Genomic DNA, 26,271 nt, shown 5'->3' with positions numbered 1-26,271 from the left:
GAAGCTACACGGCCATCGCAAAGCCGTCTGCTCGTCATACCTGGGTATGACGCCGGGCCCCGAGTACGACCGTGGGTGCACGGCGAAGATCGAGGCGTGGTCCGATCCGCCGACCCGGTTCTGCGGGCAGCCTTAGCACCATGATTGAGATCAGGGAGCTCACCAAGCGCTACGGCGACACTCTCGCCGTCGACGGGCTGTCTTTCCACGTGCGGCCCGGTTGCGTCACCGGTTTCCTCGGCCCGAACGGGGCGGGCAAGTCCACCACCATGCGGACCATCCTCGGCCTCGACGCGCCCACTTCCGGTGCCGCGCTGGTCAACGGCAAGCGCTACGCCGACATCACCCGACCGATGACCGAGGTCGGGTCCTTGCTCGACGCCGGTGCCGTGCACGGCGGGCGCAGCGCGTTCAACCACCTCTACTGCCTGGCCCGCAGCAACGGGATCGGCAAGACCCGGGTGCGGGCCGTGTTGGAGAGGGTGGGCTTGAGCGGTGTCGCGAACAAACGCGTCGGCGGCTTCTCCCTCGGCATGAAGCAGCGGCTGGGCATCGCGACCGCGCTGCTGGGTGACCCGGGCACGTTCCTGTTCGACGAGCCGATCAACGGCTTGGACCCGGAGGGCATCCGGTGGATCCGCGACCTCATGCGGTCGCTGTCGGTCGAGGGGCGCACCGTGCTGGTCTCCAGCCACCTGATGAGCGAGATGGCGGTCACCGCCGACCACATCGTGGTCATCGGGCGGGGCAAGCTGATCACCGAGGCGTCCATCGCCGACCTCAACGCCCGGTTCCAGCGCGACGTGCTGGTGCGCACCCCGCACGGACCGGAACTGGCGCACGCGCTGGAGGCCAAGGGCGCCACCGTGCAGCGCGAGCCGGACGGCCGCCTCGCGGTCGGCGGTCTCGACGCCGAGGCGATCGGCGGCATCGCACTCGCGGCGCGGTTGGCCGTGCACGAGCTGACCCCGCGCAGCGACACCCTCGAGGACGCCTACCTCAAGCTCACCAACGACAGCACCGAGTACCGCGCGGAGAGGGTCGCACCATGATCGACGTCATCGCGTCGGAGGCGGTCAAGACCCGCACCGTGCGCTCCACCACCGCACTGGTCGGCTCCTGCGCGGCCGCCATCGCCGTCGGCGCCGCGATGGCCCTGATCTCAGCGGGCGTCTGGGACGCCTCCACCACAGCCGAACGCTCCAGCTTCGGCGGCGTCGGCGACGGCACAGACGTCCTCTTCGTGGTGCGGATGTGCCTACTTGCCCTAGGCATCCTGGCCGCCACCAGCGAGTACGGCAGCGGGATGATCCGCACCAGCCTCACCGCGGTCCCCGCCCGCCGCGAGCTGGTGCTGGCCAAAGCGTGCGTGGTGGCGGCCCTGACCCTGGTGGTCGGCGAGATCGTCGCGGTCCTCACCTTCCTGGCAAGCCGCCTGATCATCGGCAACCGGGCGATCGGCGACCTCGGATCGGTGACCGACGGCCTGCCACTCATCCTCTCCGAAGGCTTGGCGATGACCGTCATCGCACTACTCGGCTTCGGCGCAGGCCTGCTCCTCAAGTCGACAGCTGGCGCACTTGTGGCGATGGCGGTCCTGCTGTTCGGCGTACCGATGCTGCCCCTGTTGCTGCTACCAGAACCTTGGGGCGCCCGCATCGCCGCCGTGATGCCCTCAGAACTAGCCACCGAACTCGGCGCGTCGACGCACCTCTCGCCGCTGGGTGCGCTCGTCGCAATGACGGCGTGGGTTGCAGTGGCGCTCTACCTCGGCGTGCGAGCGGTCGCGCGCCGAGACGCTTGATGGTGGTCCCTTGTGGATGATGACTGCGGTGGCCGCGCTCCTGGGGGGCGCGGCCGCCGTGGTTGTCACTTGGTCGTTGCTTTAGAGCTCTCGCTGAGAGTGGTTGTTGTGGGCGTGGTTGTCCACAACGTCTTCTGTTGTCCACAGGGCGTCGTTCGCTGCTGCCGGTGTGTCGGTGCTGCGCGGTAGGCTGTGTATTTGGGGGCTTTCGATCAGGTTGATCTTGGCGTAGGCCGTGGTTGGGGGTGCGGGGGAAGGGGTTCGGTGCCTTCGGGTCGGCTCGCCTCCGGCATCGCGACCCGGGATCGGACGGCCTCGTCGCCTGGCGGCGACCTCGGCGCCCGATCCGCGACAATGCGTAAAAGCTCGATGCGGTGGACCTGTTTTGTGCGGGGCCCCTACGACACCCGACGCAGAACCGCAAAGCAGGGGCCCAAAAGACTGGCCCTGCCGCGCGGAAACGCTACGGGTGCCGTCCCCCCACACAAAACAGGTCCACCCCATCGAGCATTTGGCACCAGCGACTCCGACTGTCCAGGTGCTGAGAAAGTGGGCTGAGGCGGACCTGACGGAAGGCCAGTTGGCACCGCCGGGTCCGAGTGTCCAGGCGCTGGGTTGGCAGGGCTGACGAGAGCGGGCTGGGATGACACCGGCCGTTCCGAGTAACCAGGCGCTGGGCAGGTGGGTTGGGGCGGACATGACGGGGGGCGGGTTGGCACCGTTGGGTCCGGGTGTCCAAGGTCGGCCAAGTGGATTGGGGCGGACCTGACGGGGGCCGGTTGACACCAACAGCTTCCCGCAGCCGGTGGCTGGACAGGTGGGCTGCGGCCGAACCCTACGGAGGTGGGCTGGCGCTGCAGCTTCCTATAGGTGGGTGGCGGGCTGGGGGGCTGCGGCTGGTCTTGGCGGGAGTTGGGCTGGCGCTGGCGACTTCCTATAGGTGGTGGTAGCCGAATGGGTTGAGGTCGGTCCATGTGGGGTTGGGGTGGTACTGAGGGCTGGGCTGTCGGTAAGAGGTTGGTGTGGATGTAGAACGGCGGTGGCCGCACTCCGGGGGAGCGCGGCCACCGCGGTTCGTGAGGTCAGCCCTGTTTGCCCATCATCTGGCAGACCATGGTGTTGACGGTCTTGTCGAAGAGGGAACCGGGGTCCTGGTCCAGGTCTGTCGCCACCATGAGGGTGGCGCTGCGGCGGCCGGTGCGGTCTTGGTAGGCGATGGTGTGGTAGCCGGGGAAGTCGCCCGCGTGGCCCCAGACTCGGCCGCAGGGGGTGTCGATGTAGTAGATGCCCAGGCCGTAGCCGCCGTGGCGTTCGGGAACGTCGACGGTGGTGAGCATGTCTCGGAGGCGGGGTTGGGCGAGGAGGTCGCCGGAGAGCAGGGCTCGGTAGAAGCGGGACACGTCCTGCGGGGTCGACACCATCGCGCCCGCCGCGCCTGCCATGGTGGGGCTCCAGGTGGTCGTGTCGGTGTAGGTGCCGTCGGGGTTGGGCTGGTAGCCGTGGATGTGGCCCGGGCGGACTCGGGTGTCGGTCGCGAAGTAGGTGTCGCGCAGGCCAAGCGGACCGGTGATGCGGTCGGTCACCAGTCGCGCCAGGGGGCGGCCGGTGAGCCTCTCGGCGATCAGGCCCGCGAGGACGTAGTTCGTGTTGTTGTAGGCCCACTGGGCACCCGGCTGGGACACCGGTGGGTGTGACACCGCGACGGCGACCAGTTCGCGGCCGGTCCAGGAGCGGCTCGGGTTGGCCAGGGCGGTCGAGAGCCAGGTCTGGTCGTCGGTGTAGTTGTACAGGCCGCTGGTGTGGTTGAGCAGTTGCCGCAGCGAGATGCCGCGGCCGTTGGGCACCACGCCCGGGAGCAACCGTTCGACGGTGTCGGTCAGTCGTGCCTTGCCCTCGTCCACCAACTGCAACACGATGGTCGCCACGAACGACTTGGTGACGCTCGCGATCCGGAAGTCCGCCGAGGTCCCGATCGGCCGCGGCGGGTCCACTGTGGTCACCCCCCGGCCGATGGTCTGGACCCGCCGCCCGTCATCCACCCGGACGACCACCCCGGTCACGCCCGAGCGCACCAACGCGTCGAGCGACTCCCGCAGTGCGCCGTCCGACCGGTTGCCCACCCGGCTGTCCACCTGGCTGTCCGCGACCGCCGTCGCCGTGGGCACCGCGACCAGTACGGCCGCGGCCCCAATTGCCATCCACCTGCGCACGCTGACTCCCTCTTGTTGAGCTTCGGTGCCACAAGCACACCGGAACCGCCGCACCGCGCGCTTCAGGAATCAGCCGGAGATCTCCCGTAGTCCCGGGGCGTACCCCAGGAGGGCGCTACCAGTCCCAGGGTGGCGGGGGAACGTCTCCACCTGAAGCGCGATAGCGGGTGTTGAAGGCGTTCAAGGCGTCGGTGACTTTGCCGTACCGGATGACCGCGCCGCCGGTGACGGTGCCGCAGTTCATGTCGAATTGGACCGACCACTGGCCGCCGGTGGGGTAGTCGAAGATCATCTGGTATTGGCGGGAGAGGGCCAGGTTGCAGGCGAGCACCTCGACGCCGGGGTGGGCGTCCCGGTGCTCCTCGAAGTCGTCGAAGCCGTTGAGGGTGTCGATCAGGGGGCTGAGGTCGCCGCTGGTGGTGGCGGTGGTGGTGACCCACTCCACGCGGGCGCTCTGGGTGTCCGGGGTGAAGGTGCAGAGGGTGACCCGGGTGGCGCCCTCGGGGACGACCTGGCCGGGGGCTCCCTTGCCGTTCGGACCAGGGATGTTGTCGGGAGCGAAGCAGGTCTTGGGTGGGCCGGGCGCGGGCATGGGCATGGGCGCCGCGGGCGCGCTGGGCGCGGCGGTGGGGATCAAAGCGACCACGCCGAGCACGAGCAGCACGGCGGCAGCGGCGGTGGCGGCGATCCGGGTGCCGCGCACGCGGGAGGCCCGGCGGCGGACCAGGTCGACGGGATCCGCCGGGGCGGGCAGGTCGGGGACGGCGGTGGTCAGCAGGTCGCGGACGTCGTCCTCGGTCATCGGTCGCCTCCTCGCCGGGCCAGGTCGCGCAGGGTGTCGTCGGCGCGCAGGGCGGCCAGGGCGCGACTGGAGTGCGTCTTGACCGCGCCGGTCGAGCACCCCAGCACCACCGCGGTGTCCTCGACCGTGCGGTCCTCGAAGTAGCGCAGCACCAGGACCGCGCGCTGGCGCTTGCTGAGCCGGGCCATGCCCGCGTCCACCACCAAGCGCCGCGAGACGTCCTCGGCGTGGTCGGCGGCGCCCGCGACCTCGGGCAGCTCCGCGGTCGGGTGCTCGAACCGCCAGCGCCGCCGCCACCAGGTGATGTAGGTCGTGTACAGCGCCCGCCGCGCGTACGCGTCGAGGTCGACGGCCACCGGGCGGCGCAGCCACAGCCGGGCGAGCACGGTCTGGACCAGGTCCTCGGCCTTGTCCCGGTCCCCGGTCAGCAGCCAGGCCGACCGCACGAGTGAACCCCACCTGGCCGCGATGAACGGGGCCAGGTCCTCCTCAAGGTCTGCGCGCATGACACCTCCGCCCCCAAGACGACTTGGCACCCGCGCGGCGTTGACACGCGTCGGGAAGTCGCCGCGCCGCCGGGTCTTGGCCAGAATGCCGACATGTCCGAGGAGAAGTCCGGCGTTCACGTCGACGCGGGCTAGCGGCGCAGAACTGTCAGTGGCCCGACGTACTGTGAAGGTGTTCGGGACTACTGGGGTTGTTCAGCATGGGGAGAAGACTTGAGAGTGCGCATGGTGTTCGCCGCGCTGCTTATGGTGGCCGCGGGTGTGGGGCTGGCTGGTCCGGCGGTGGCGGCGCCGGAGCGGCCGACGGTCACACCGGCTATGACGGGGAACGACTACAACGGGTTCTACGTGATCCGGCAGAACTACGAACTGGTGTACTGGGACAAGCCGTACGGCACGTACCAGTCGCACCTGATCGGGCCGGGCTGGCAGGGGACGCGGCTCATCGCGGGGCTCAGCACCGACCAGCTCCTGCAGGTCCGCGACGACGGCACGCTGTGGGACTGGAAGAAGGACTACACCGACAACGACCGCTGGAAGGGCTACTTCGTCGGCGGCGGCTGGGGTGACGTCACCCAGATCACCGGGTTGGGTCCGGGCAGCTTCATGGCGTTGACCAGCGGAGGGATCCTCAAGCAGTACTACGCCCCCGGCAACCAGCTCAACTACGCCCAGACCGGGTACTGGGTCAGCCCCGGCGGCTCGGTCAAGATCACCGGCCGCGGGCAGGGCTCGTTCTTCGGCATCAACGGCACGGGCGGCGCCTACACCTACGCCTGGAACGCCCCCTCCTGGACGAGCACCTACGTCGGCCCCGGCTGGGGCAACGCCCGCCTCCTGGCCAGCGTCACCCCCTTCCGCTTCGTCGTAGCCCGCGACGACGGCGTCCTCGTCGAATGGAACCAGATCGGCGTCTTCGGCCCCTGGCAGGGCACCACAATCGGCGGCGGCTGGAACGACGCACGGTTACTCGGCTAGTCCTCTGTGGAGTTCCCCGGGGATTGATCTCCGGGGAACTCCACAGGGATCGTGCCTCGTAGACGGGGCATCGGACTGACGACGATCGCCTGTTCTCGCGCGCGGCCACGAACGCACTGCGCCGCTCGCGATGGCGGCAAAGCGATGGGCTGAAGGCGCCCGCGACTGTTTGGCCAGTCCTCCTGTGGAGTTCCCCGGAGGCCGACTCCGGGGAACTCCACAGCCTCGTACCTCGCTACCCGTAGACCGAGCGTCGAGGCCGAGTTTTTGGTTGCCTGGCCATCGTGCGCGCCAACTGGCGCCTAGGCAAGGGCGTCCAGTTGGTGGTGGAGGCGTTGAGCGTCTTCGGTTCGGCCCTGGTTTTCGTACAGGGCCAGAGCTTCGCGCCACACCGTGCGTGCTTGGTCGGTTTCGCCGAGGGCCAGGTAGGGGTCACCGAGTTTGTCCAGGATGGGGCCGATGTCGTAGGTGTCGCCGAGGGAGCGGTAGAGGGTCAGGGCTCGCTGGTAGTGGTCGACAGCCTCGGTGTGGTTGCCGGTGTGGTGGGCGATGTAGGCCAAGCCGCAGCGGATGTCTGCTTCGCCGCTGGGGTTGTTGTGTTCGCGGTATAGGGCGAGGGCGGCTTGGTACTGGGTGCGCGCTTGGTCGTGGTCACCCAGCCGGGCGGTGTGGTCGCCCACCATCGTCAGTGTGATGGCTTCCCAGGTGGCGATGCCCAGCGCGCGGAACAGGTGCAGGGCCTGGGTGGCGTGCTCCAATGCCTGGTGGTCGTCGCCTCTTTGCGCCCAGGCGGACGCGATCGCTTGGTGGGTGTAGGCCATGCCGGCGCGGTCGTCCGCCTGCTCGAGTCGGGTGAGGGCCTGGCGCAGGTGAGTTAGACCTTCGTCGAAGCGGCGCATCCGCGTGCATGCCCGACCTAGTTGCCGGTGGGCGTGAATCTCGATGGCAGGGTCACCGAGTTGCTCGGCGGCGGCCAGGCCCGACCGCCAGAGGGCGAGGTGGTCGTGGAGGTGTCCGCGCCGGTAGTGGAAGGTGTTCAGGCTCCACGCCAGTCGCCACACGGCCTTGTGCCAGCCGTGGTCGGCCGCGACGCGGACTGCGGCGAGCAGGCACGGGTGCTCGGCCTCGAACCAGTCCAGGGCGGCCGTCTGATCGGTGAGCTGGAGTGGCAAGCAGCCTGGCGCAGGCGGGTCAAGTTCGATGGGTGCGCGGTGCGGGGACAGGCACACATCGGCGCTGTGGGCGGTGTGGAGGTAGAAGTCGACCACCCGACGCAGTGCCTCGGTGGTCTCGTCAGGGCGCGCTGTGGCCGTCGCGTACCCGCGGATCAGGTCGTGCATCGAGTAGCGCGAGTCCGGGTGCCGGGTCAGCAGCGACGCGTCCTCCAGGGCGCGAAGCACCGCGCGGATCCGGGGAAGCGGCAACGCGGTCAGGGCAGCGGCGGCCTGCAAGCTGATGTCCGGACCTGGAGCTGCACCCACCAGCGAGAACACCCTTAGCGCCGAGTCAGACAACCCCCGCACCGACAAGGACAGCACTGCGGGCAGGCTGGCCGTCGGGTCGTCATCGTCGAGCGCGTCCACTCCGAACTCCCGCAACTCCGCCGCGAACTCCGTCAACGGCACCTGTGGCTGCCCTTGGGCGCGGGCCGCGACCAGGCTCAACGCCAACGCGGACCCTCCGCACAACGCGACCAGCTCGGTCGCCGCTGCCGTCATCCGCCCCCGCCCCAGCCGCTTGGCCAGCAGGGCCCACGCCGCATTGTCGTCCAGCGGTTCCAGTCGCAGGGCGTGCGCGCCGTAGCGGCTGATCAGCCCGGCCAGTCGCTCCCGGCTGGTCACCACCACGACGCTGCGACCGCCCGGCAGCAACTGCTCGACCTGCCCCGTGGTGGCCGCGTTGTCCAACACGACCAGCATTCGCCTGTCCGCGACCAGACTCCGGTACAGCGCCGCCTGCGCGGCCAAGCCGTCCGGCACCCGCCCCGCCTCGACCCCGAGCGCGTCAAGGAATCCCCGCACCGCGACCGCCGGAGCCATCGGCCCCTCGACCGGGCTGAATCCGTGCAGGTCGACGAACAACTGCCCGTCCGGGAACCGCCCCACCCGCCGGTTCGCCCACGTCAGCGCCAACCACGTCTTCCCGATCCCGCCCGCCCCGCCGATCACGACCGTCGCGCCCGCCGCGTCGAGCTCGGCCAACTCGGCTGTCCGCGCCACGAACCGGTCCGAGGCGGCGGGCAACTGACGCGGCACCACCGCGGGCGGTCCGTGCAGGTGCAGCCCGCCGTGCACCACGCCGACCTGCACCACCCGCCCCACCGACGTGGCGACCAGCTCACTGCGCACGACCTGCCCACCACCGGGCAACGACGAGCCCTCCGGTGCCTCCATGCTCGGACACCTCCACGACAACCCGCGCAGAGCCACAACCGTGCACCCAGGCTGCCCCCGCCACCGTGACACCAGCACCCGAACGCCCCTGCTTCACCCGTTCGATCGCAACACGCCGAGTCGCGGCGACAGTCATTGGACGGCAAGGCGCTTCACCACTGTGGACTACGCGGCGGACGACCTCGGTGATCCCCGGCGTGCGATAGGTTGCCCGCCATGACCGAGCTCGGACCCGTTGCCTGGCCGCCCGACCCGATCACGACCGAGCGGCTTGTACTCCGGGCGTCGCAAACCCGGGACCGCGCGGCGTTCATCGACCTGTTCGCCTCGCCGGAGGTGTACGCCTACCTGGGTGGTCCGCAGCCACGCGCCGAGCTCGAGCGCTCGACACCCGAGGTGCCCGGGCAGCGGCCCGGTGTCTTCGTCGTGGAACTCGACGGGGAGCTGGTCGGGGTGATCACCTTCGGCAGGCGGGAGGCGGAGCGACCAGGGCGGCTGCGGCCGGACGTCGAGGAGGTCGAGTTCGGCTACCTGTTCCAGCCGCGGACGTGGGGGTTCGGCTACGCGGCCGAGGCGTGCGAGGCGGCGCTCGACTGGTTCGCCGCGGCGTTTCCCGGTGAGCCCGCGGTGCTGTGCACCCAGACCGCCAACGAGCGCTCGGTGCGCCTCGCGGGGAAGCTGGGGTTCGACGAGGTGGAGCTGTTCGAGGAGTTCGGCGCCGAGCAGTGGTTCGGCGTGTGGACGGCCGGGTGAGCGGGACGCGACGACAGGTGGGGTGGGACCGAGGCCCCACCCCACCTGGTTCAGCTGAGTACTAGGCGGTGCAGGTGGGCTCGCCAGCCTGGGCGGGCAGCGAGATCGCGTTCCACGCGGCCTTGGTCTTGTTGTACAGGTTGCAGGTCGCGTCGAGGTTCTTCGCGGCCGTCAGGGTGGTGACGCGGTACTTCTTGTAGGTCATGCCGCTGGTCTTGAGCAGCATGCCGCCGTAGAAGATCTTGCCCGCGTTCTGGATGCCGACGCCGGTGACCGTGGTGCTGTTGCAGGTCGGGCTGGTCGGCTTGCCGCCACCGGGGTTGGAACCCTCGGCCAGCAGGTAGAACCAGTGGTTGAGCGGACCCGCGGCCTTGTGCACCTCGGTGTTGGGGATCGAGGAGCTGTAGCAGTTCGGGTCGCTGTTGACCAGCGACGGGTTGTACATGTTGCGGATCGGGCCGCGGCCCTGCAGGTCGACGGTCTCGCCGACCAGGTAGTCGGGGCGGTCCTTGGCGTTGTTGGCGTAGGCCTCGGTCAGCGCGCCGAAGATGTCACCGGTGGCCTCGCCGAGACCGGCCTCGCGGGACGTGCCGCCCGGGGTGTTCTGGTCCAGGCCGTGGCCGTACTCGTGGCCGACGACGTCCATCGAGGCGATCCACTTGCCTGCGGAGTTCTTGCCGATGGTGACCGTCGAGCCGTCCCAGTAGGCGTTGAGCTGGTTCAGGCCGACCTTGGCGGGCCAGCTGCGGCCGGAGCCGGTGTGGCCGTTGCGGCCCAGCCAGTCCTTGAGCATGTTCCACTCCTGCTGCGCGGCGTAGAGCACGTCACCGCAGCCGGTCTCCTTGCTGGTGCCGTTGCCGGTGCCCCAGGAGTCGGTCGACTTCGAGAAGACCGTGTTGTTCGCGTAGTCCGCGCACTGCAGGCCGGGACGGGTCGTGTCCAGCAGCCGGTAGGTGCTGCCGGACTTCGAGGTGGTGATGGTGACCTGGCCGTTGAGCTCGCTGTTGAGCGAGCCCGCCGCGGCGTCCTCGACCTGGTCCAGCACGGCGCCGGTGGTCGCGTCCACCCACACGGTCAGGTGGCTGGGGCTGCCGTCCTTCTTGGTGCCGACCAGCAACTGCTCCCAGGCCAGCGCGGGCTTGTCCTCGGTGACCTTGACGACCAGCCTGCTCGGCTCGGCCTTGCCGGTGCTGGCCTGCGCGGCGCGCGCGGTCCGCTCGGCGGCGGCCTGGGTGATCTTGGCGGTGGTGGTGGGGACGGCCACCGCCGCCCTCGTCCCGGCCACCGTGGCCTTGACCTGGCCCTGGCCGTTGACCAGCACGGTCGCGTCGCCGCCGACGACCGGGACGCCGCGCCAGGTGCGCTGGTAGCTGACCGAGTACAGGTCGTTGAGGTACGGGGTGACCAGGTCCCTGGCGTAGACCTCCTCCGGGCCCTTGGCCAGGGCGTCCAGGCCGCCGGCCGCGGCCCGGTCGGCGGCCGAGACCGCCAGTGCCTGGCGGTCCGGGGCCTGGTTGAGGTCCTGGCCTGCGAACACCGGTGGTGCCGCGAACGCGACCACACCGCTGGCGAGTACGGCGAGGGCTACCCCGGCCGTCATCGTCGTGCGCTTCATTGAGCTCTCCTCGTGGGCAGGGACGCGTGCCCGGCACAGCTCGCCGGTGCCTCTCACCCGGCGGCGGTGCTGGCGACGCGGAGGTGCTCGTTCGTCACCGAACGCAACGAGCATTCAGAGCCCGTCGCGGTGCGGTCAACGGAGTCAGCGGTGGGAATGGGTGTTTGTCAACATCCGGCAAATCGACCAGAAGTGGTGATTTCAGTGAACCGCCAGGTAAGAGCGGCTGTGATCGCGCCGCGGTTTCCGAACTGTGAAATCTGTTATCCCGAGGTCTGATGTCGGGCGTGCCGACGATATGGCCCTGAATGGCCGGGAACGGGTGGCTGATCCGGCGCCGACCAGCCACTACCTGGCAACTGGTAACATTCCGGTAGCGTTGAACAATCCTCACGAACGACCACTGAAGCGATTCCGGAGTTGTCACCATCGGCGCGATAAACCGCTATCGGCGGCCGACTGGGATACCGAACTCGACTGCTCGCACCGGAATCGTCTCGGCGCGGCGGGCCGGTCGTGGCGGGTGACCCTGAACGCGATCGCCTCCTCGAACCGCGTGGTTCGAGGAGGCGATGTCACCGGTGGTCTCTGTGCGAGCCCTCGGCCTGGGGTTAGCCCTAGCCGAGGTTGATGTCCAGGTCCAGGTTCAGGGCCAGCAGCTCGGCGAGACCGAGGTCGGCGTCGAGGCCGAGGGCCGTGAGCAGGTCCGCGTCGGGCGCGTGGCCGCGAACCAGGTCGATGTCGACGTCGAGGGTGGCCCGGCCTGCCGTGCCGGTGGTCAGGGCCGTGCCGAGCGCGTCGTTGACCGCGGCAGCGAAGTCGGGGTCGAGGGTGATCCCGGCCTCGGCCAGCTTGAGGGTGACCGTGCTCGACCCGACCCGCTTGACGGCCTCGACGGTGGTGTGGGAGTTGACCACGCCGACCCGGACCCCCGCCTGACCACCGACCTTGGCGGTGATCACCCCGGTCGCCACGGTCACCGACATCCCGGAGATCAGCACGGTGTCGGCCCCCTTGGCGAGCCGGACGCCGCCCAGCAGCAGGACCCGACCGCCGGTGAACGCGCGGCTGTACGAGATCGAACTGCCCTTGGCGACCTTCAGGTTCACATCACCATCGATGTGCCCGGACCCGCCGATGGTGCTCTCCGTGACCCCTTGAGCCCCAAGATCAAGCGCCCCGTAGAAGTCGATGGTCAACCCCGCCCCGGTGATCGGCGAACTCGCCAACACCCGAGCCTGGGCGACCGGCCCCCAGGCCACCAGGCACACGGCCGCCAACAACATCGCTTTTCTCATCCACGCAGCACTCATGGCCCTGTTGCTACCAGCCACCCCCCTCCCCCACGACCCCGCTCACACGATCGCGTACAACCGCTCGCGCGACCGAACCGCCGTCAGCCCACCTCGTGGTCGGCGTCGGTGCTCCACAGGAGGACGTTGCCGTCGTTGTCGGCGGTGGCCAGTCGGTCGCCGGTGGGGCTGAAGGCCAGCGCGCGCACCGCGTCGGTGTGTCCACTGAGGATGGCCAGCGGTTCCCGCCGGGTGTTGTCCCAGAGGGTGATGGTGTTGTCCACGCCGCAGTAGGCGAGCAGGCGCCGGTCGGGGCTGAAGCGGGGTTCGCCGGGGCAGTCCCGGTACCCGGGAAGGTCGGTGCGCCCACCCGTGTCGAGGTCCCAGACCCGCACCACCGGCACCTTGGCGTCGACCGAGGCCAGCGCGCGGCCGTCGGGGCTGAACTCGGCCCACCGCACCGGGGCCTCGTGCCCCGGCAGGACCGATCTGGGCGTTGACGTGCGGAGGTCCACCACGGCGAGGGCGAACTCATCGCCGGACACCGCGGCGAGCTGACCGTTGGTGCTCAGGTAGTGCGTGTACCCCGGTCCGGGCGGTCGCAGGACAGCCGGGTCCGGCCGTCGGGTGTCCCAGCTGGTGAGCGTGTCGTCGGAGATGCCCAGCACCTGTCCCGGCGCGCTGAATACCAGGCGGTCGGGGGTGAAGGTGCGCGCGAGGTCGGATTTCAGCGGTGCGCGCAGGTCAGCGGGGTCCCACAGTTCGAGCCGATCGCGGGCGGCGGTCGCCAGGCCGCCACCGGACGGGTCGTAGGCCAGGGCAAGGATCTGCCGGGGCAGCACCTGGCGCGGCCTGCGGTCCGCGAGGTCCCACAGTGCCATGCGGTCGTAGTCAGCCACGGCCAAGACCTCACCGCGCGGGTCGAAGGCGAGTCCGGTGACCAGCCCCGCGTGGATCACCGGCGACCGGGTGAGGTCCCAGACCGCGACGTTCCCGCGCTCCCCGGCCACGGCGAGGTGGGTCCCGGTCCGGTCGAAGGCCACCGCGTGCACGTCGGTCTCGTGACCGCTCAGCGTGGCGCGCGGAATCCGGTGCTCGGTGTCCCACAGCACGACCTGCTGGTTCGACATGGCGACCGCGAGCAGGCCGGTGGTGCTGAAGGCCAGCGCACGAGCCGTGCCGTCCTGGTGGTCGAGGGTGATCGCGACCCGAGTGGTGAGGTCCCACAGAACGACCTGCCCAGCCCCGTCCACCCCTGCCAGGAGGTGCCCCGTTGGGCTGTACCCGAGCGACGAGACGGCGGGGCCGGTCAGCACGGCCTCACGGGCTTTGGTCTCGGTGTTCCACAGCGTCACGGCCCCGTCCCGGCTGGCACTCGCCACGGTACGACCGTCCGGCGCGAACGCGAGGGCGTCAACGGTCGCAGGCAGGTGGCCCAACGTCGCTTGTTCGGACGCGGTTCCCCGGTTCCACAGCCGGATCCCGCCGTCCTCGTGAGCGGTGGCGAACCGGGTGCCATCCGCGCCGAACGCGATGGCACCGATGGTGGCCACCGAACTGGTCGACGGGTTCCACACATCCGATCCCTCACCAACGGCCACGTCTCGCACGACCAAGCGGCCACCGGGGAAGCCGACCGCGACCGCCCCGCTGTCCGCACTCAGCGCGGCCGCGGTCGCCTGCTCGGACCCGAAGTCCCCCGCGTACATCTTGTGGTCGGCGAGCCTCATGCCCCACTGGGCGCCCGTGGTGTCAACGATTCGGACGTCCGCGCTGTCCGGGGTGAATCCGACTTCGATCAGCGTGTTGCTCCCCAAGGAGAAGGTCTGCCGCTGCTGGCGACGAGCGGACAAGCTCAGCAGCACGCTGCGGGCCTCCAGTGTCGACGCGGTGCGGTAGGCACGCGCGGCCAGACTCCTGGCTTCCCCAGGGGACGACGCGCTGAGTACCTCGGCCTGGGCGGCGAGCTGGCGGGACAGGCCGACCCGCTGGGCCTCGACCGCCTCGTGGCGTTGCCGCAGGGCGACGACGCTGATGGCGGTCATGGCGACGAGCAGGACCGCGAGTCCCAGCGCGAGCGCGCGCAACTGCCGGACCCTGCGGCGGGTGGTGTGCCGTTCCCTGGCGCGCGCGGCGACGCCCGCCAGCACGAACTCGTGTTCATCCCGGTTCAGGGTGTGCTGGTCGCCCCTGGCCTCGACCCACTCGCCCGCGGCGGCGAGCCGGGCACCGCGCAGGAGCGCACCCGGGTCGCGGTCGTGCCGCAGCCAGACATCGGTCGCCTCGGTGATGTGCCGTTGGACGCGCAGGTCGTCGCGGCCCTCGTCGAGCCAGGTGCGCAATCGCGGCCACGCGTCGATGAGGACTTCGTGGCTGAGTTCGACGGTGTGCTCGTCGAGCACGACCAGTCGCGCGCGGGCCATCTGCTCGAGCATCGGGTCGATGTCGGCCAAGCCGTCGAGTTCGTGGCGCCGGAGGCGTCGTTTGGTGTCGCTGGTCCCCTCGCCGAAGGCGACCAAGCGCATCATCAGGGCACGCAGCACGAGTTGCCGCGCGGGCGTGAGCGAGTCGTGGATCGCCTCGGCGGTGCGGGCGAGCGCGCCCTCCAGGCCTCCGGTGGCCTGGTAGCCGTCCAGCGTGAGGGTGGTGCCCCGTCGTTTGCGCCAGGTCTGGAGCAGGGCGTGCGCCAGCAGCGGCAGCATCCCCACCTGCCCCGATGCCCGGGCCACGAGTTCGGTCACCAAAGCGCCTTCGACGACGCAGCCCGCGTGCACTGCGGGGGCGGTGATCGCGCGGCGGAGGTCGGCTGTGCCCATTGGCCCGAAGGTGATGACCGCAGCGCTTAGCGCGGTGGCGAGGTCGGGGTGTTGCGCGCAGTGCGGCAGGAAGTCCGCCCGCGCGCACAGCACGACCCGACAGCGGCTGGTCGGCGCCTGGGCGGTGGCCAGGAGCATGGCGAGGAACTGTTCTCGTTCGTGGTGGTCGTGGCAGAGCGTGAACAGTTCCTCCAGTTGGTCGACCACGATCAGCAACTCGGCGTCGGGATGCCCTGCCAGGCCTTGCAGGCACAACCGGTGCAGGTTCTCTGGACCCGCGGTCAGGTCGGCGAGCACCTGGGGCACGGTGTGGCCGAACGTGTTGGCAACCTGGACAGCGCACTCCTCCACCGGTCTGGAGCCCGGGGTGAAGACGATGACCGGGCGGTGGTTGACGTGCTTGCCCTTGCGTCGCCAAGCGGGTACGACACCGGCGCGCAGCAATGACGTCTTGCCCGCGCCGGAGGCTCCGAAGACCGCCAGGAAGCGATCGCCGGCCAGTCGGTCGACCACGCTGGTCACGACGTCTTCCCGGCCGAAGAACCATTCCGCGTCCTCGGCTGTGAAGGCGGCCAGTCCTCGATATGGCGCCGCTTCCTGGTCCGCTTCCCCGCTGTCCTCCGCAGGGGCTTCCGCAGCCAGGGCACGCCACCGCCGCTCCCACGCTCCGCTGTCTCCCCCGCACGCGCGCACATAAGCTTGGAGGACAGCGAGACTGGGTAGGCTCCGTCCATTGGCCGCACTCGACAACGTCGCGATGGAATAGTGTGCTCGCGCGGCAAGCTCTCGATAAGTCGGATTTCCCGCTTCTTTGCGCAATGCTCGCAAATCGCTCGCAAACCGCACTAGTTCATCGTCGCCCTCTAGCGGACGCTCCGTTCGACTCATGTTCTCCCCCATATCGCCCAGTGCGAGTGTCCACGAGCGCCTTGTTCAGCGCCACCATGGCGATGCTGAACAACATCAACGCAGGTCTTACTGGTCGAGGAGGGTGAGATAGGCGTCGAGGTGGGCGGCGGCGGTGAGGAGGTTGCGGCTGCGGGTGGTTAGGCGGGTCTGCCAGGCGGTGAGGAATGTGGTTAGGGTGGTTGTGTCGCCCACTGTTCGTAGGGAGTCGATGAATTGGGCGATTCGGGTGAGTGGGTATCCGCCTTGGCGTAGTTGGTGGGCTATTTCGGCGTCGCGGATTGTGGTGGGGGTGTATTGGCGGTGGCCGGTTGTTGGGGAGCGGGTGGGGTGCAGGATTCCTTCGGCTTCCCAGGTGCGCAGGGTTGCCGGGTGCAGGCCCAGGCGGCGGGCTAGTTCGGAGGTGGTCAGGGGTGGACCGTGGAGTGGGGTGGGGGTGGTGTCGGCCAGGGCCGCGGCGACCTTGGTGTGGGTGTCGCGTTCGGTGTGGAGGGCGAGGTGGGTGGTGTCGATGAGGCGGTAGGCGGAGTCGAGGTCGCCGCGGTTGGTGGCGCGCATGATCTCGGTTGCCTGGTGGTGGCCGTGGCCGTCGCGGAGGGCGAGGAAGGTGCGGAGGGCTTGCGCGTGCAGGGGTGTGTAGCGCCGGTAGCCGGTGTCGGTGCGGTCGGTTGGCGGGAAGATGCCCGCGTCGTCGTAGTTGCGGATGGCTTGGGTGGACAGGCCGTGTTCGCGGGCGAGGTCGATGGGGCGCAGGGCGCACCTCCGTTTGAGGCTTAGGGCTGCACAACCTGGGCTGATATCGGTCGAAGTCTCAACCGAGTCTTCAACGATAGCGTCGAGGGTAGTTCCTTCCGAGAGGGGTGCTTGTGTCCACTGAGACGTCGCTGCGTGGGATCGCTCGTGATCTGGCGCAGGTCTTCGATGAACTGCCCGCCGTGTTGGCCCTCGGCGAACCGACGCACGGGATCGCCGCGTTCCCGTTGCTGCGCAATGAGCTTCTCGGCCACCTCGTCGACTACGGGTACCGGTCGATCGCGATGGAGACCGACTTCTTCGCCGCGTCCATTGTGGACGACTACGTCAACGGGGCTGTGGGCGACCTTGACACGGTGCTGGCAAAGGGGTTCAGCCACGGGTTCGGCTCAGTCCCGGGCAACCGCGAGCTCGTCGAATGGCTTCGGCAGCACAACACCGACCGCGCACCGCGAGACCGGGTTCGCTTCTACGGATTCGACGCGCCCACGGAGTACGCCGCCGCACCGAGTCCGCGCCGCGCGCTGTTCTCGGCGATAGAACTGCTCCCCGCCGCACTCCGTCCGTCGACCGACGACCTCGATGCGCTCCTGGGCGACGAGGCGGACTGGACAAACCCCGCAGCCATGTACGACCCGTCAGCCTCGATCGGTGACTCCGACCGCGCCCGGGCTCTGCGCACCATCGCTGACGAGGTGGCAGACGCACTACGCCCTGTGACACCGGCGGCCGCCCGTACCGCCCAGGGTTTGCTGCGGTACCACGCGGCGATGGCCGGCGACACTCCTGACCGCATGGCGAACCTGATCAACGTGCGCGGCGAGATGATGGCCGACAACCTGCTCGCGATCGTCGCGGACGAGCGGGAACGGGGGCCGAGCCTGGTGTTCGCGCACAACATGCACCTCAACCGCCGCGGCCGCACGGGCGCACTGGTCAGTCAGGCCCTCGGCGAGGACTACTTCGTCGTGGTGACCGACGCCAACCCGCGCAGCACACCGGGGACCCTCCAGGGCATGCTGGCCGAGGCGACCACCCGCCGTGCGCTGTTCCCGACGCCAGCCCTGCGCGCAGCACTCCCGGAGCCGCTCAGTGCGGGCGAACCCATGGTGCGCGGTCACATCCCGCTGGATCCGGCCGAGCTGGACGGCACCGATGCGGTCATCTTCGTCGCGGACACCGACGGGAAGCAGTACCGGTACTGGTGATCGGTCACCGGAACTCGGTGCGGACGTAGGTCTCGTACTCGATCACCGCAGGGACGGTCACGTTGAGGGCGCCCGCCGAGGTGGTGAGAGTTTCCTCGTTGCCGAGGATCAACCCCGAATCCGGTGCCACGAGCAGGGTGTAGCGGGCGGGCAGGCCCGCGTAGGCGGACTCCATCGAGAAAACCTCGGCGTGCCTGCCGATCCGGTCGGTCGTCACGCCGTCGTAGGTCACGCCTGGCAGTTGGGCGAGCAGCTCAAGCACGGCGGCGCGTTCTGCCGGGGTCAGGACCCGTTCCCTCAACAGGTCTTTGACGGCTTCGAGGGTCTTGATGGGACCGATGTGGTCGGGAGGGTTCTCCCGGTACAGGAACCGGGCCATGCCCGCGGCGGTCACCGGCGGACGACCACGGGGGAACGAGGACTCCCGACCTCCCGGTCCCCACGACTGGCTGCTCGACCCGCGCAACGACGGCACCCACGCGCGCCCATCGGCGGCGGCCCGGAACTCGGGTTCGGACCACTCCTGGTCGATGCGCCCCGAGCCGTCGGGGAACCGCCAGGTGCGGTAGACCTCCGGCACCACCGCGGACACCGTGATGCCCCCGGACACCTGGCCGTTGAGGTACCAGGCGCGCATCTCGACGTACTCGGCGGTCCCCTCGGACCTGGGTACGCCTGAGGACCGCGCTGTTGCGGCCAAGTCGGCTAGGCGTTGGCCCGCGGGGGTCGGCTGCGCGGGGGCGGTGATCACGAGCGGATCGGGGGTGACCGCTTTGCCGCTGGGGGCGGTCGGGCCCGCGGCTTGCCACAGCAGCAGGCCGATGACCGCGGCGATCGCGGTCCCGAAGGTCAGCGCCATGCGGTTGAGCACGGGTTTGCGCGCGCGCTCGAACGCGGGAAGCACGGGCAACGGCGGTGGCGGGACGGTGGGCTCGTCGCGCATGGGGTCGAGCGGGCCAAGGAGTTCACGGATCCGGGGTCGCATCAGCACGCTCCCTGCGTGATCGGCACGGTTGCGAGGGGGCGCGAGTGTCCCCACCCGGGCGGATCGGGCGTGATTGCTGTGCGATGCCGCACCAGCGGCGCGATGACGGTGGCCATCGCGGAGATCGACACCGGCCGCCGCTTGATCGAGCGCCGCGCGGTGGGGTGAGCAAGATCGAATCGCGCTGAGCAGCCCCCGGTATACAGCTTACCGGCGGCCACCGACGGGACGGGGTGGGCGAGTGGGTGGGCTGTGGACAGCTGGGGAGCGCGGGGGTGTGGGGCGAGGTGAGGCCACTCGAATGGGTGGTTTCTGTTCTGAGCAGCCCCCAATACACAGCCTAGTGGGAGGCACCGACGGAACGGGGTGGGTGCGTGGAGGGCTGTGGACAACTCCGGGGTGGTGGGTGCAGTGGGGGTCAGGGGCGTACTCGGGCCGGGTTGGCGCGACGGTGATGGCCGTGCCTGCTCGAAATGGCGGGAAGGCCGCGCGACGCTGAGTTCTCCGGTGCGGATCGGCATCAGTGCACTCCCTGTCTGACCGGCGCGACCTCGGCCTGGGCCAGTGCGCGCAGCAGGCGTCGGCCCGCGCGGGAGACGCGCATCGCGGCGGTGGTGCGCCCGCAGTCGAGGACGACGGCGATCTCGGCCGCGGTCAACTGCTCCCAGGCCACCAGCCGCAGGACTTCCTGGTCGCGTTCGGGCAAGGTGTCGAAGGCCGCCGCCAGGACCAGCCGGTCGACCACCGCGTTCGACCCGTCGCCCGGTGGCTCGTCGGCGAGGCCGCCGATGCGCAGCACCAGGCGGTCCGCGCGCCGGGCGCGGCGGAACTCGTTCGCCAGAACCAGCCGGGCGACGCCGTACAGCCAGGGCAGGACGCGGTCGTCGGCGGGCAACTCGGCCAGTCGCCGCCAGGTCACCACGAACACCTCGGCTGTCGCGTCGTCCACGTCGGCGGCGGTGAGCCTGCGGCCGAGGAAGCGGCGGACGGCGTCATGGTGGCGCCGGTAGAGGCGGTCGAACGCGTCGTGCGGTTTCTCGGCCATGTCACCCCCTGTCTACCGGCCTATGTCCGGCAGGCCGCGGGGTGTCACACCAAGATCAGCACCGAAGTCAGCCCCGGATTCAGCATGGTGCGGCAGCGCGTTTGGGGGCGCGTGGCAGGACGGTAGCGAAGTGCGGGGAGCGGGAGTCGGTGAGGATCGTGTGGTGTAGATGGCGCAACTGCGGGGACGGATCGATGCCCGCGCCGGTGCGCAAGGCATCCTGGGCGGCACGGTAGGCGAAGAGGGCGTCAGCTCGGCGGCCGCTGTGGTAGAGGGCGGTCATGAGGAGGGCGTGCAGGTTCTCGCGCAGCGGGTGGGCCGCGGCCAGGGCGGAGAGTTCGCCGATGGCCTCCTGGTGGTCGCCGACCGCCACGGCGAGGCGAGCGGCCTGTTCGGCCACGTGGACGCGCTTTTCCTCCCACCAGCGGGTTTCCGGGGTGAGGTGCGGGATGTCCAAGCCCTGCAGCAGGGGCCCGTGCCACTCGGCCAGGGCGTCGCGGTAGCGGATCAGAGCGACCTCGGGGTGCCCGCAGTGTTCGAGGCGGGCGGCCTCGGCCGACAGGTGCACGACCCGGCCCAGGTCGGTGGCCGCGGCGGGGACCAGGGCCGTGTAGCCGCCGGGTTCGGTGGCCAGCAACCCCGCGAGTCCGTCGGCGGCGAGCCCCCTGCGGATGCCGTGCACGCAGACCGCGATCTGGTTCTCCGGGTTCTTGGGCTGCTCAGCGCCCCACACGGCGGCGGCGAGCCTGCTGACGGGTTGGGTCTGGCCCGGGTTGAGCAACAGCACAGCGAGCACGATCCGCTGCCTGCGCGCGGTGATCGGGACCTGCCGACCGGCCGCGACCACGCGCAACGGTCCCAGTAGGCGAAAGTCTGCGGATGTGGTTCCCCCATTGCGGTGCGACACAACATTTAGCGTACTCGGCGAGCAGTGGGTGAATCCGCAACCGAACGGGTGAAGGGGACAATGTTCACATGGTGATGCGAAAGGCGTCAGCCGCCCGCTCAGCCGCGGCGGCGGCCGTGGCGGCGGTGTCCCCCGCCGTGATCACCGCGCCGAGGATGGACGACTTGTAGTCGGCGGGCGGTTGCCGCACAAGGGAACCCACCGGTTGCTCCACGACGATATGCCGGACCCCAGGCGTCCTGGCCACCTCGTCGAGCCCTTCCACCGTCCGCACAACGCCTTCCGAGCTGGTGACCAGCTTGCGCACGCACGCCCCCGCACGCGGCCCGGTGCCGAGCAGCGGCGCACACCCCGTCGCGACGAGGAGCGCATCCTCCACAAAGGAGCGACCGGTCGACAGCCCGACCAGGTGCGAGGCGATGAAGTCCCCGCCACCCCGGGCGCCGATCTCCACCAGCCGCACCCGCCCGTCCGGGCCGACCATGCACTCCAGGTGGAACGCGCACGAGTCCAGCCCGAGCGCCCCGACGACCCGCGTGGTCAGCGCCAAGACGGCGGACTGGACTTCCTCGGGCAAGCCCGTGGGCTGCAGGTGCGCCAGCTCGATCCGAAACGGCTCCAGGGTCCGCTTGTCCGTGATGGCCGCGACCAGCACTTCTCCCTTGTGGACGAACCCTTCCACGCTGTGCTCCGACCCGGGCATGAACTCCTCGTAGACCAGGTCCCCGAAACCAGCCAGGTGGTCGTGCGCGGCACGCGCCTCGGCACGATCACGCACGATGAAGATGCCCCTGCTCCCCGAGGACGCCGCGGGTTTGAGCACGCCCGGCACCCCGACGACATCCAGCGCACGCCCCAGGTCTCCCGCCGTGGTCACCGCCGCGAACCGGGGCACGTCCCCCGGCGCGACGGCGGCCACCGCGGCCCGCATGGCGACCTTGTCCCTGGCAAGGCGGGCCGCCTCGACGCCCGGCCCCGGCAGCCCCAAGCGGACCGCGATCCGGCTGACCGCGCGCACGTCCTTCTCCGAGAAGCCGAGCACACCGTCCACTGTGGCCAGACCGGCGAGCACCGCGTCCACCGCGGCGTCGTCGGTGGTGTCGACCCGGTGCGGCCGAACGCCACCGGGCAAGCCCTCGGGCACGGAGTCGCACAGCAGGACCACGTCGTGCCCCAGCCGGTGCGCGGCGTCGAACACCGCGGACCGCTCCAGGTGGGTGCGCCGGACGTTGACGTAGAGCAGGGTCACACGCTCACGACCTCGCGCACCGCCGTCGACCGGCGCGCCACCGCGATCTGCGCCAGCACGATCCCGACCAGCATCGCCGCGGACCCGGCCCACTGCGCGGCGTTGAGGTGCTCGCCGAGCAGGACGGTGGCCAGCACCCCGCCCACGATGATCTCCACCGCCGCGATGAGGCTCGCCGAGGTGGACGGGATGGACCGCTGCGCCACCGCGCTGAGCAGGATCGCCCCGGCCATGCCGATGAGCCCGACGTAGAGCACCAGCGCCCACACCGGCGCGCTGATCGACCCCACGGCGCTCACCGTGCCCAGCACGTGCCATGGGAACGGGGCGACCACGCCCGCCGCGATCAGCGCGACCGACCCCAGCGACGCCCCCCAGGTGGCCATCACGAGCGGGTCGTAGGTGCGCAACCCGCGTTCGGCCAGCAGGAACCGGGCGGCGAGGGTGACCGCCGCGATGAGTCCGAAGAGGACACCGAGGCCGTCCAGGGCCGCCGCCGTCCACACCTGGGTGACCAGCGCGAGCCCGGCGAGCAGCACGACGATCCCGATCCACAGCAGCCGCGGCACGTCGCGGCGCTGGACGAACCGCACCCACAGCGCGACCAGCACCGGCGCGAGGTACTCCAGCAGCAGCGCGACGCCGACCGGCAGCCGCGCCAGCGCCACGGTGTACACGACCTGGTTGATCGCCAGCGTCAGCACCCCGTACACCGCGACCAGCCACCAGTCCTCCCGCCGCACGGCCATCCTGCCGCGCCGCAGCACCAGGGCGGCGACCAGCAGGGCGATCGCGCCGACGACGGTCCGCGCCTGGATGACGTTCACCGGCGACAACTCGGTCACCGCGAGCAGTTTGAGGGCGGGCGCGGCGCTGCCCATGGCGACCGCGCCCACCGCGCCGAGGGCCAGCCCCAGGGCAAGGCCCCCGGCGGGTGGGCGGTTCACCGGCCGACCAGCACGTCCGCCAGGGCACGCGCGCCCCGGGCGAAGTCCGACTCGGGCAGCGCCTGGAACGGCAGGCGCAGGAACAGCTTCCCGTCGGGCAGGCGGCCACCGGGGAAGAACGCCGACCCCGGCGCGAACGTGACCCCGGCCGCCTTCGCGCCGGCGACCAGTTCCGCCTCGGTCAGCCGGGATTCGGCGAGCACACTGAGGAAGTAGCCCCCACCCGGCTCGGCGAGCAGCGCGTCACCGAACGCCGCACGGGCGGCGGCGACAGCGGAGTCGTGCCGTGGCTTGAGGAACGCCACGGCGTCGGCGATGGCGCTGTCGACCACCCCGTACTCCAGCGCACGGGCGGCGACGGCCTGGGTGAGCGGCGTCGGGGTGAGGTAGGTGCCCTCGGCGCGCACCGCGATGCCCGCCACCAGCTCGGGCGTGCCGACCGCGTACCCGACGCGCAGGCCGGGGCTGAGCACCTTGCTCAGCGACCCCACGGTGATGACCCGCTCCGGCGCCAAGTCGGCGATGCTGGGCAGTTCGACGCCGTGGTAGCGCAGGGCGCGGTACGGGGTGTCCTCCACGATCGCGAACCCGTGCCGCTCCGCCAGGTCGACCAGGGCCTGCCGCTGCTCGACCCCGGCGCAGACGCCGCTGGGGTTCTGGAAGTCCGGGATCGTGTAGACGAACGCGGGCCGCACCCGGGCGACCACGTCGGCGAGGGCGTCGACGGCGAACCCGGTCGAGCGCAGCGGGACGCCGGTGACCTGGCCGCCGTGCCGCTCGAAGATCTGCCTGGCCCGGTCGTAGGTCGGTTCCTCGACCACGACGGACTTGTTCTCCCCGCTGAGCAACGCGGCGGCGAGCAGGTCGAGGACCTGCAGCGAGCCGTTGCCGACGAAGACCCGCTCCGGCGTCGTGCCGAGCCTGCCAGCCAGGGCGGCCCGCAGGGCGTCGTCGCCGAGGTTGGCGCCGATCCTGGGGTACTGGAACAGCTCGACGGGCCGTTCGCTGAGCACCTCGGTGGTGAGCTTGACCAGCTCGGTCACCGGCAGCACCTGCTCGGGTGGGACGCCGCGGGTGAAGGGGATCGGGGTCATCGGCTACCACGCTTCCTGGTGTCGGGGGCCAGGCTGGCCCGGTCGAGGTCGGCCACCGTGGCCAGGCCGAGTTGGCGCAGCGCGTCGCGCAGCTCGGCGTCGATCAGGTCGAGGACGCGGCCGACGCCGTCGGCGCCGCCGAGACCGAGGCCCCACAGGTACGGCCTGCCCAGGCAGACCGCGTGCGCGCCGAGGGCCAGTGCCTTGGCCACGTCGACCCCGGAGCGGACGCCGCCGTCGACCAGCACGGCCGTCTGGCTGGGCAGGGCGGGCGCGATGTCGGCGAGCGCGACCAGGCTCGGCACCACGCCGTCGAGCTGGCGACCACCGTGGTTGGACACCACGACCCCGTCGGCTCCCACGTCGACGCAGCGGCGCGCCTCTTCAGCCCGCAACACGCCCTTGACCAGCAGCGGGAGCCGGGTCAGGGAACGCAGCCAGGCGAGGTCGGCCCAGGTGACCGGCAACCGGTCGAGCCTGCCGGAGGCGGGGGTCTGGCCCTCCAGCACGCCGAGCGCGCGCAGCGTGCCGTAGTCGACGTCGTCGGGCAGCTGGAACCCGGCGCGCCAGGTGCTGGTGCGCCGGGCCGCGTCGGAGGCATCGACGGTGACCACGAGGGCGCTCGCCCCGGCGCGTTCGGCCAGCTCGACCGTGGCGGCGACGGTGTCGCGGTCGCGGTACCCGTAGAGCTGGAACCAGGTGAGCCCGGGCGCGGCGGCGGCGATGTCGGGGAACGGGTGGTGGCTGTCGGTGCTGACGATGCTCAGCACGCCGCGCTCCTTCGCCGCCCGGGCGGTGGCGAGCTCGGCGTCGGGGTGCAGCAGCCGCTGCGGGCTGGTCGGGGCGAGCACGACCGGGGTGGCGAGGTCGTGGCCGAGCAGCGTGGTCGCGGTGCTCGGTTCACCGACGTGCGAGCGCAGGCCGCGCGGGGCGAGCCACACGTCGTCGAACGCCTCGCTGTTGTGCCGGACGGTGCGCTGCGTCCCCGCGCCGCCCGCGACGTACTCGCGCACCGGGACCGGGGTCCGGTCCCGCCAGGCCGATTCGACGTCGGCCAGGTCGAACGGGGAGTCGAGGGCGCTCACCAGACACCTCGGATGTCGGCGAGGGCGGGGATGACCGAGCCGCCCGCCATCAGGTCGCGGACCACGCGCGGGATGGCGCGCACCGAGTAGAAGCGGCGCAGCCAGCGGTCCTGGCCGTCGTAGCGCGGGGTGAAGGTGGACCGCCCGTGCGCGACGACGTTGTTGTCCAGCACCACCAGGTCGCCCGGTTCGAGCACGATGTCGTGGCACACCGACTCCAGCGCCTCGGTCAGCAGCCCGATGGCGGCCCTGGCCCTGGGGGTGGTGGCGAAGGTGTTGTGCGAGTTGAACCGCAGGTACGGCCGGTCGCGGTCACCGAAGTACACCGGGTGCGGACCCGCGGGCAGCAGTTCGCCGCCGGTCTCGCGGGTGAACGAGGTCGGGTGGTTGCTGTGGAACACCGGCTGGCGCAACGCCTCGACGGTGTCGTCGTCGAGCAGCGCCACCGCGGCCCGGCCGGAGGCGACCCGGGTGGCCGCCACGCCGTCGTGGTCGCGGCGCAGGCACAGCAGGCCGAGGTAGTCCGGGCGCAGCGGGTGGTGCACGTTCTCGGTGTGGAAGTCGAAGGCGACCGCGCCGGAGTTCTCCACCCGCCGCTCGTCACCGGGCACCGGGCGCACGTCGTGCACCAGCGCCCCGCCCTTCTCGTCGGCGTAGCCGACGTGCTTGCCCAGCGTGTTGGCGACTTCCGCGAGCAGCGCGGTGCTCGGGTGCTCGCCGAGCGGCACCGGCAGGCCGTCGCGGTCGTGCGTGGGTGGGACCGCGCCGATCGGTACTCCCCTGACCACGACGAAACCGTCACGGCCGCTGTCGTCGGCGAACTCGGTCAGCACCGCCCGCGTGTCAGCGGGAAGGACACCGACGGCGACATCGCCGTGAATGGTGTGGACGGGTATTGTCGCAACCCCGGTCATGCCTGGTTC

General features: G+C 70.6%; 21 protein-coding genes and 1 pseudogene. 5 read left to right on the top strand and 17 right to left on the bottom strand.

The genetic code is table 11. The features are described 5' to 3' along the window. The first annotated feature begins 140 nt into the window (after window positions 1–140). Complete coding sequence (locus LV75_RS13130; RefSeq protein WP_253887152.1) at window positions 141–1,052, top strand: ATP-binding cassette domain-containing protein; 912 nt, start codon at window positions 141–143, stop codon at window positions 1,050–1,052. Further along, entirely contained in the window at window positions 1,049–1,804 is a 756-nt protein-coding gene (locus LV75_RS13125; protein ID WP_253887151.1) for an ABC transporter permease, read from the top strand. Before LV75_RS13130 ends, LV75_RS13125 begins: the two co-directional genes overlap by 4 nt. A 1,082-nt stretch (window positions 1,805–2,886) precedes the next feature. Here the strand turns inward: LV75_RS13125 and LV75_RS13120 are convergent. The 3 genes from LV75_RS13120 to LV75_RS13110 all read right to left on the bottom strand — a co-directional run bounded on the left by LV75_RS13120 (window position 2,887) and on the right by LV75_RS13110 (window position 5,322). Then, window positions 2,887–4,014, bottom strand: coding sequence for a serine hydrolase domain-containing protein (locus LV75_RS13120; RefSeq protein WP_253887150.1), 1,128 nt, complete (start codon window positions 4,012–4,014; stop codon window positions 2,887–2,889). A 115-nt stretch (window positions 4,015–4,129) separates the two neighbouring features. Further along, the gene (locus tag LV75_RS13115; protein WP_253887149.1) at window positions 4,130–4,816 is read right to left on the bottom strand and encodes a hypothetical protein; all 687 of its coding nucleotides are present in this window, start codon (window positions 4,814–4,816) and stop codon (window positions 4,130–4,132) included. Beyond that, the gene (locus tag LV75_RS13110; protein WP_253887148.1) at window positions 4,813–5,322 is read right to left on the bottom strand and encodes a SigE family RNA polymerase sigma factor; all 510 of its coding nucleotides are present in this window, start codon (window positions 5,320–5,322) and stop codon (window positions 4,813–4,815) included. The genes LV75_RS13115 and LV75_RS13110 overlap by 4 nt, the downstream gene beginning before the upstream one ends. Window positions 5,323–5,535: 213 nt before the next feature. Between LV75_RS13110 and LV75_RS13105 the strand changes: the two genes are divergently transcribed. After that, window positions 5,536–6,300, top strand: a complete 765-nt coding sequence (locus tag LV75_RS13105; RefSeq protein WP_253887147.1) for a hypothetical protein — start codon at window positions 5,536–5,538, stop codon at window positions 6,298–6,300. A gap of 302 nt (window positions 6,301–6,602) precedes the next feature. Here LV75_RS13105 and LV75_RS13100 read toward each other — a convergent pair whose 3' ends face one another. Continuing rightward, the gene (locus LV75_RS13100) at window positions 6,603–8,693 is read right to left on the bottom strand and encodes a tetratricopeptide repeat protein (protein ID WP_253887146.1); all 2,091 of its coding nucleotides are present in this window, start codon (window positions 8,691–8,693) and stop codon (window positions 6,603–6,605) included. 216 nt (window positions 8,694–8,909) lie between these two features. On the opposite strand from LV75_RS13100, the gene LV75_RS13095 reads away from it, so the two are divergent. Further along, on the top strand, window positions 8,910–9,446 hold the full coding sequence (locus LV75_RS13095) for a GNAT family N-acetyltransferase (RefSeq protein ID WP_253887145.1): 537 nt from the start codon (window positions 8,910–8,912) through the stop codon (window positions 9,444–9,446). Window positions 9,447–9,507: 61 nt separating this feature from the next. Here the strand turns inward: LV75_RS13095 and LV75_RS13090 are convergent, their stop codons facing one another. From LV75_RS13090 to LV75_RS35495, 5 genes and pseudogenes are all read right to left on the bottom strand, one after another. Next, the gene (locus LV75_RS13090) at window positions 9,508–11,061 is read right to left on the bottom strand and encodes a M4 family metallopeptidase (protein WP_253887144.1); all 1,554 of its coding nucleotides are present in this window, start codon (window positions 11,059–11,061) and stop codon (window positions 9,508–9,510) included. 617 nt (window positions 11,062–11,678) lie between these two features. Next, on the bottom strand, window positions 11,679–12,359 hold the full coding sequence (locus LV75_RS13085; protein ID WP_253887143.1) for a hypothetical protein: 681 nt from the start codon (window positions 12,357–12,359) through the stop codon (window positions 11,679–11,681). 98 nt (window positions 12,360–12,457) lie between these two features. Then, window positions 12,458–16,057: an nSTAND1 domain-containing NTPase gene (locus LV75_RS13080; protein ID WP_301319108.1), complete on the bottom strand. Its 3,600-nt coding sequence runs from the start codon at window positions 16,055–16,057 to the stop codon at window positions 12,458–12,460. Window positions 16,058–16,144: 87 nt separating this feature from the next. Beyond that, window positions 16,145–16,633, bottom strand: a complete 489-nt coding sequence (locus LV75_RS13075; RefSeq protein WP_308210939.1) for a MerR family transcriptional regulator — start codon at window positions 16,631–16,633, stop codon at window positions 16,145–16,147. A 33-nt stretch (window positions 16,634–16,666) separates the two neighbouring features. Then, window positions 16,667–16,819, bottom strand: a pseudogene (locus LV75_RS35495) (MerR family DNA-binding transcriptional regulator); the annotation flags it as partial. Between the two features lie 122 nt (window positions 16,820–16,941). Here LV75_RS35495 and LV75_RS13070 point away from each other — a divergent pair. Then, window positions 16,942–18,036 carry an erythromycin esterase family protein gene (locus LV75_RS13070; protein WP_253887141.1) on the top strand — a complete coding sequence of 365 codons (1,095 nt, stop codon included), beginning with the start codon at window positions 16,942–16,944 and terminating at the stop codon, window positions 18,034–18,036. Between the two features lie 4 nt (window positions 18,037–18,040). Here the strand turns inward: LV75_RS13070 and LV75_RS13065 are convergent, their stop codons facing one another. From LV75_RS13065 to LV75_RS13030, 8 genes are all read right to left on the bottom strand, one after another. Next, entirely contained in the window at window positions 18,041–19,021 is a 981-nt protein-coding gene (locus LV75_RS13065; protein ID WP_253887140.1) for a CU044_5270 family protein, read from the bottom strand. 520 nt (window positions 19,022–19,541) lie between these two features. Continuing rightward, a complete protein-coding gene (locus LV75_RS13060; RefSeq protein ID WP_253887139.1) occupies window positions 19,542–20,066 on the bottom strand; it encodes an RNA polymerase sigma factor in 525 nt (174 codons plus the stop codon). A 79-nt stretch (window positions 20,067–20,145) separates the two neighbouring features. After that, window positions 20,146–20,913: an AfsR/SARP family transcriptional regulator gene (locus tag LV75_RS13055; protein ID WP_253887291.1), complete on the bottom strand. Its 768-nt coding sequence runs from the start codon at window positions 20,911–20,913 to the stop codon at window positions 20,146–20,148. A 124-nt stretch (window positions 20,914–21,037) separates the two neighbouring features. Further along, window positions 21,038–22,222 (bottom strand): ATP-grasp domain-containing protein, encoded by a 1,185-nt coding sequence (locus LV75_RS13050; protein WP_253887138.1) that lies wholly within the window; start codon window positions 22,220–22,222, stop codon window positions 21,038–21,040. Then, window positions 22,219–23,169 carry a DMT family transporter gene (locus LV75_RS13045; protein WP_253887137.1) on the bottom strand — a complete coding sequence of 317 codons (951 nt, stop codon included), beginning with the start codon at window positions 23,167–23,169 and terminating at the stop codon, window positions 22,219–22,221. The genes LV75_RS13050 and LV75_RS13045 overlap by 4 nt, the downstream gene beginning before the upstream one ends. Then, the gene (locus tag LV75_RS13040; protein ID WP_253887136.1) at window positions 23,166–24,263 is read right to left on the bottom strand and encodes an aminotransferase-like domain-containing protein; all 1,098 of its coding nucleotides are present in this window, start codon (window positions 24,261–24,263) and stop codon (window positions 23,166–23,168) included. The genes LV75_RS13045 and LV75_RS13040 overlap by 4 nt, the downstream gene beginning before the upstream one ends. Next, window positions 24,260–25,348 carry an alpha-hydroxy acid oxidase gene (locus LV75_RS13035; RefSeq protein ID WP_253887135.1) on the bottom strand — a complete coding sequence of 363 codons (1,089 nt, stop codon included), beginning with the start codon at window positions 25,346–25,348 and terminating at the stop codon, window positions 24,260–24,262. The genes LV75_RS13040 and LV75_RS13035 overlap by 4 nt, the downstream gene beginning before the upstream one ends. Next, the gene (locus tag LV75_RS13030) at window positions 25,345–26,262 is read right to left on the bottom strand and encodes a TauD/TfdA family dioxygenase (RefSeq protein ID WP_253887134.1); all 918 of its coding nucleotides are present in this window, start codon (window positions 26,260–26,262) and stop codon (window positions 25,345–25,347) included. Before LV75_RS13030 ends, LV75_RS13035 begins: the two co-directional genes overlap by 4 nt. Window positions 26,263–26,271 lie beyond the last annotated feature (9 nt).

Source organism: Actinokineospora diospyrosa, from assembly GCF_024171925.1.
GTDB classification, from domain to species: Bacteria; Actinomycetota; Actinomycetes; order Mycobacteriales; family Pseudonocardiaceae; genus Actinokineospora; species Actinokineospora diospyrosa.
This window is presented reverse-complemented; position numbering and strand designations above follow the sequence as displayed.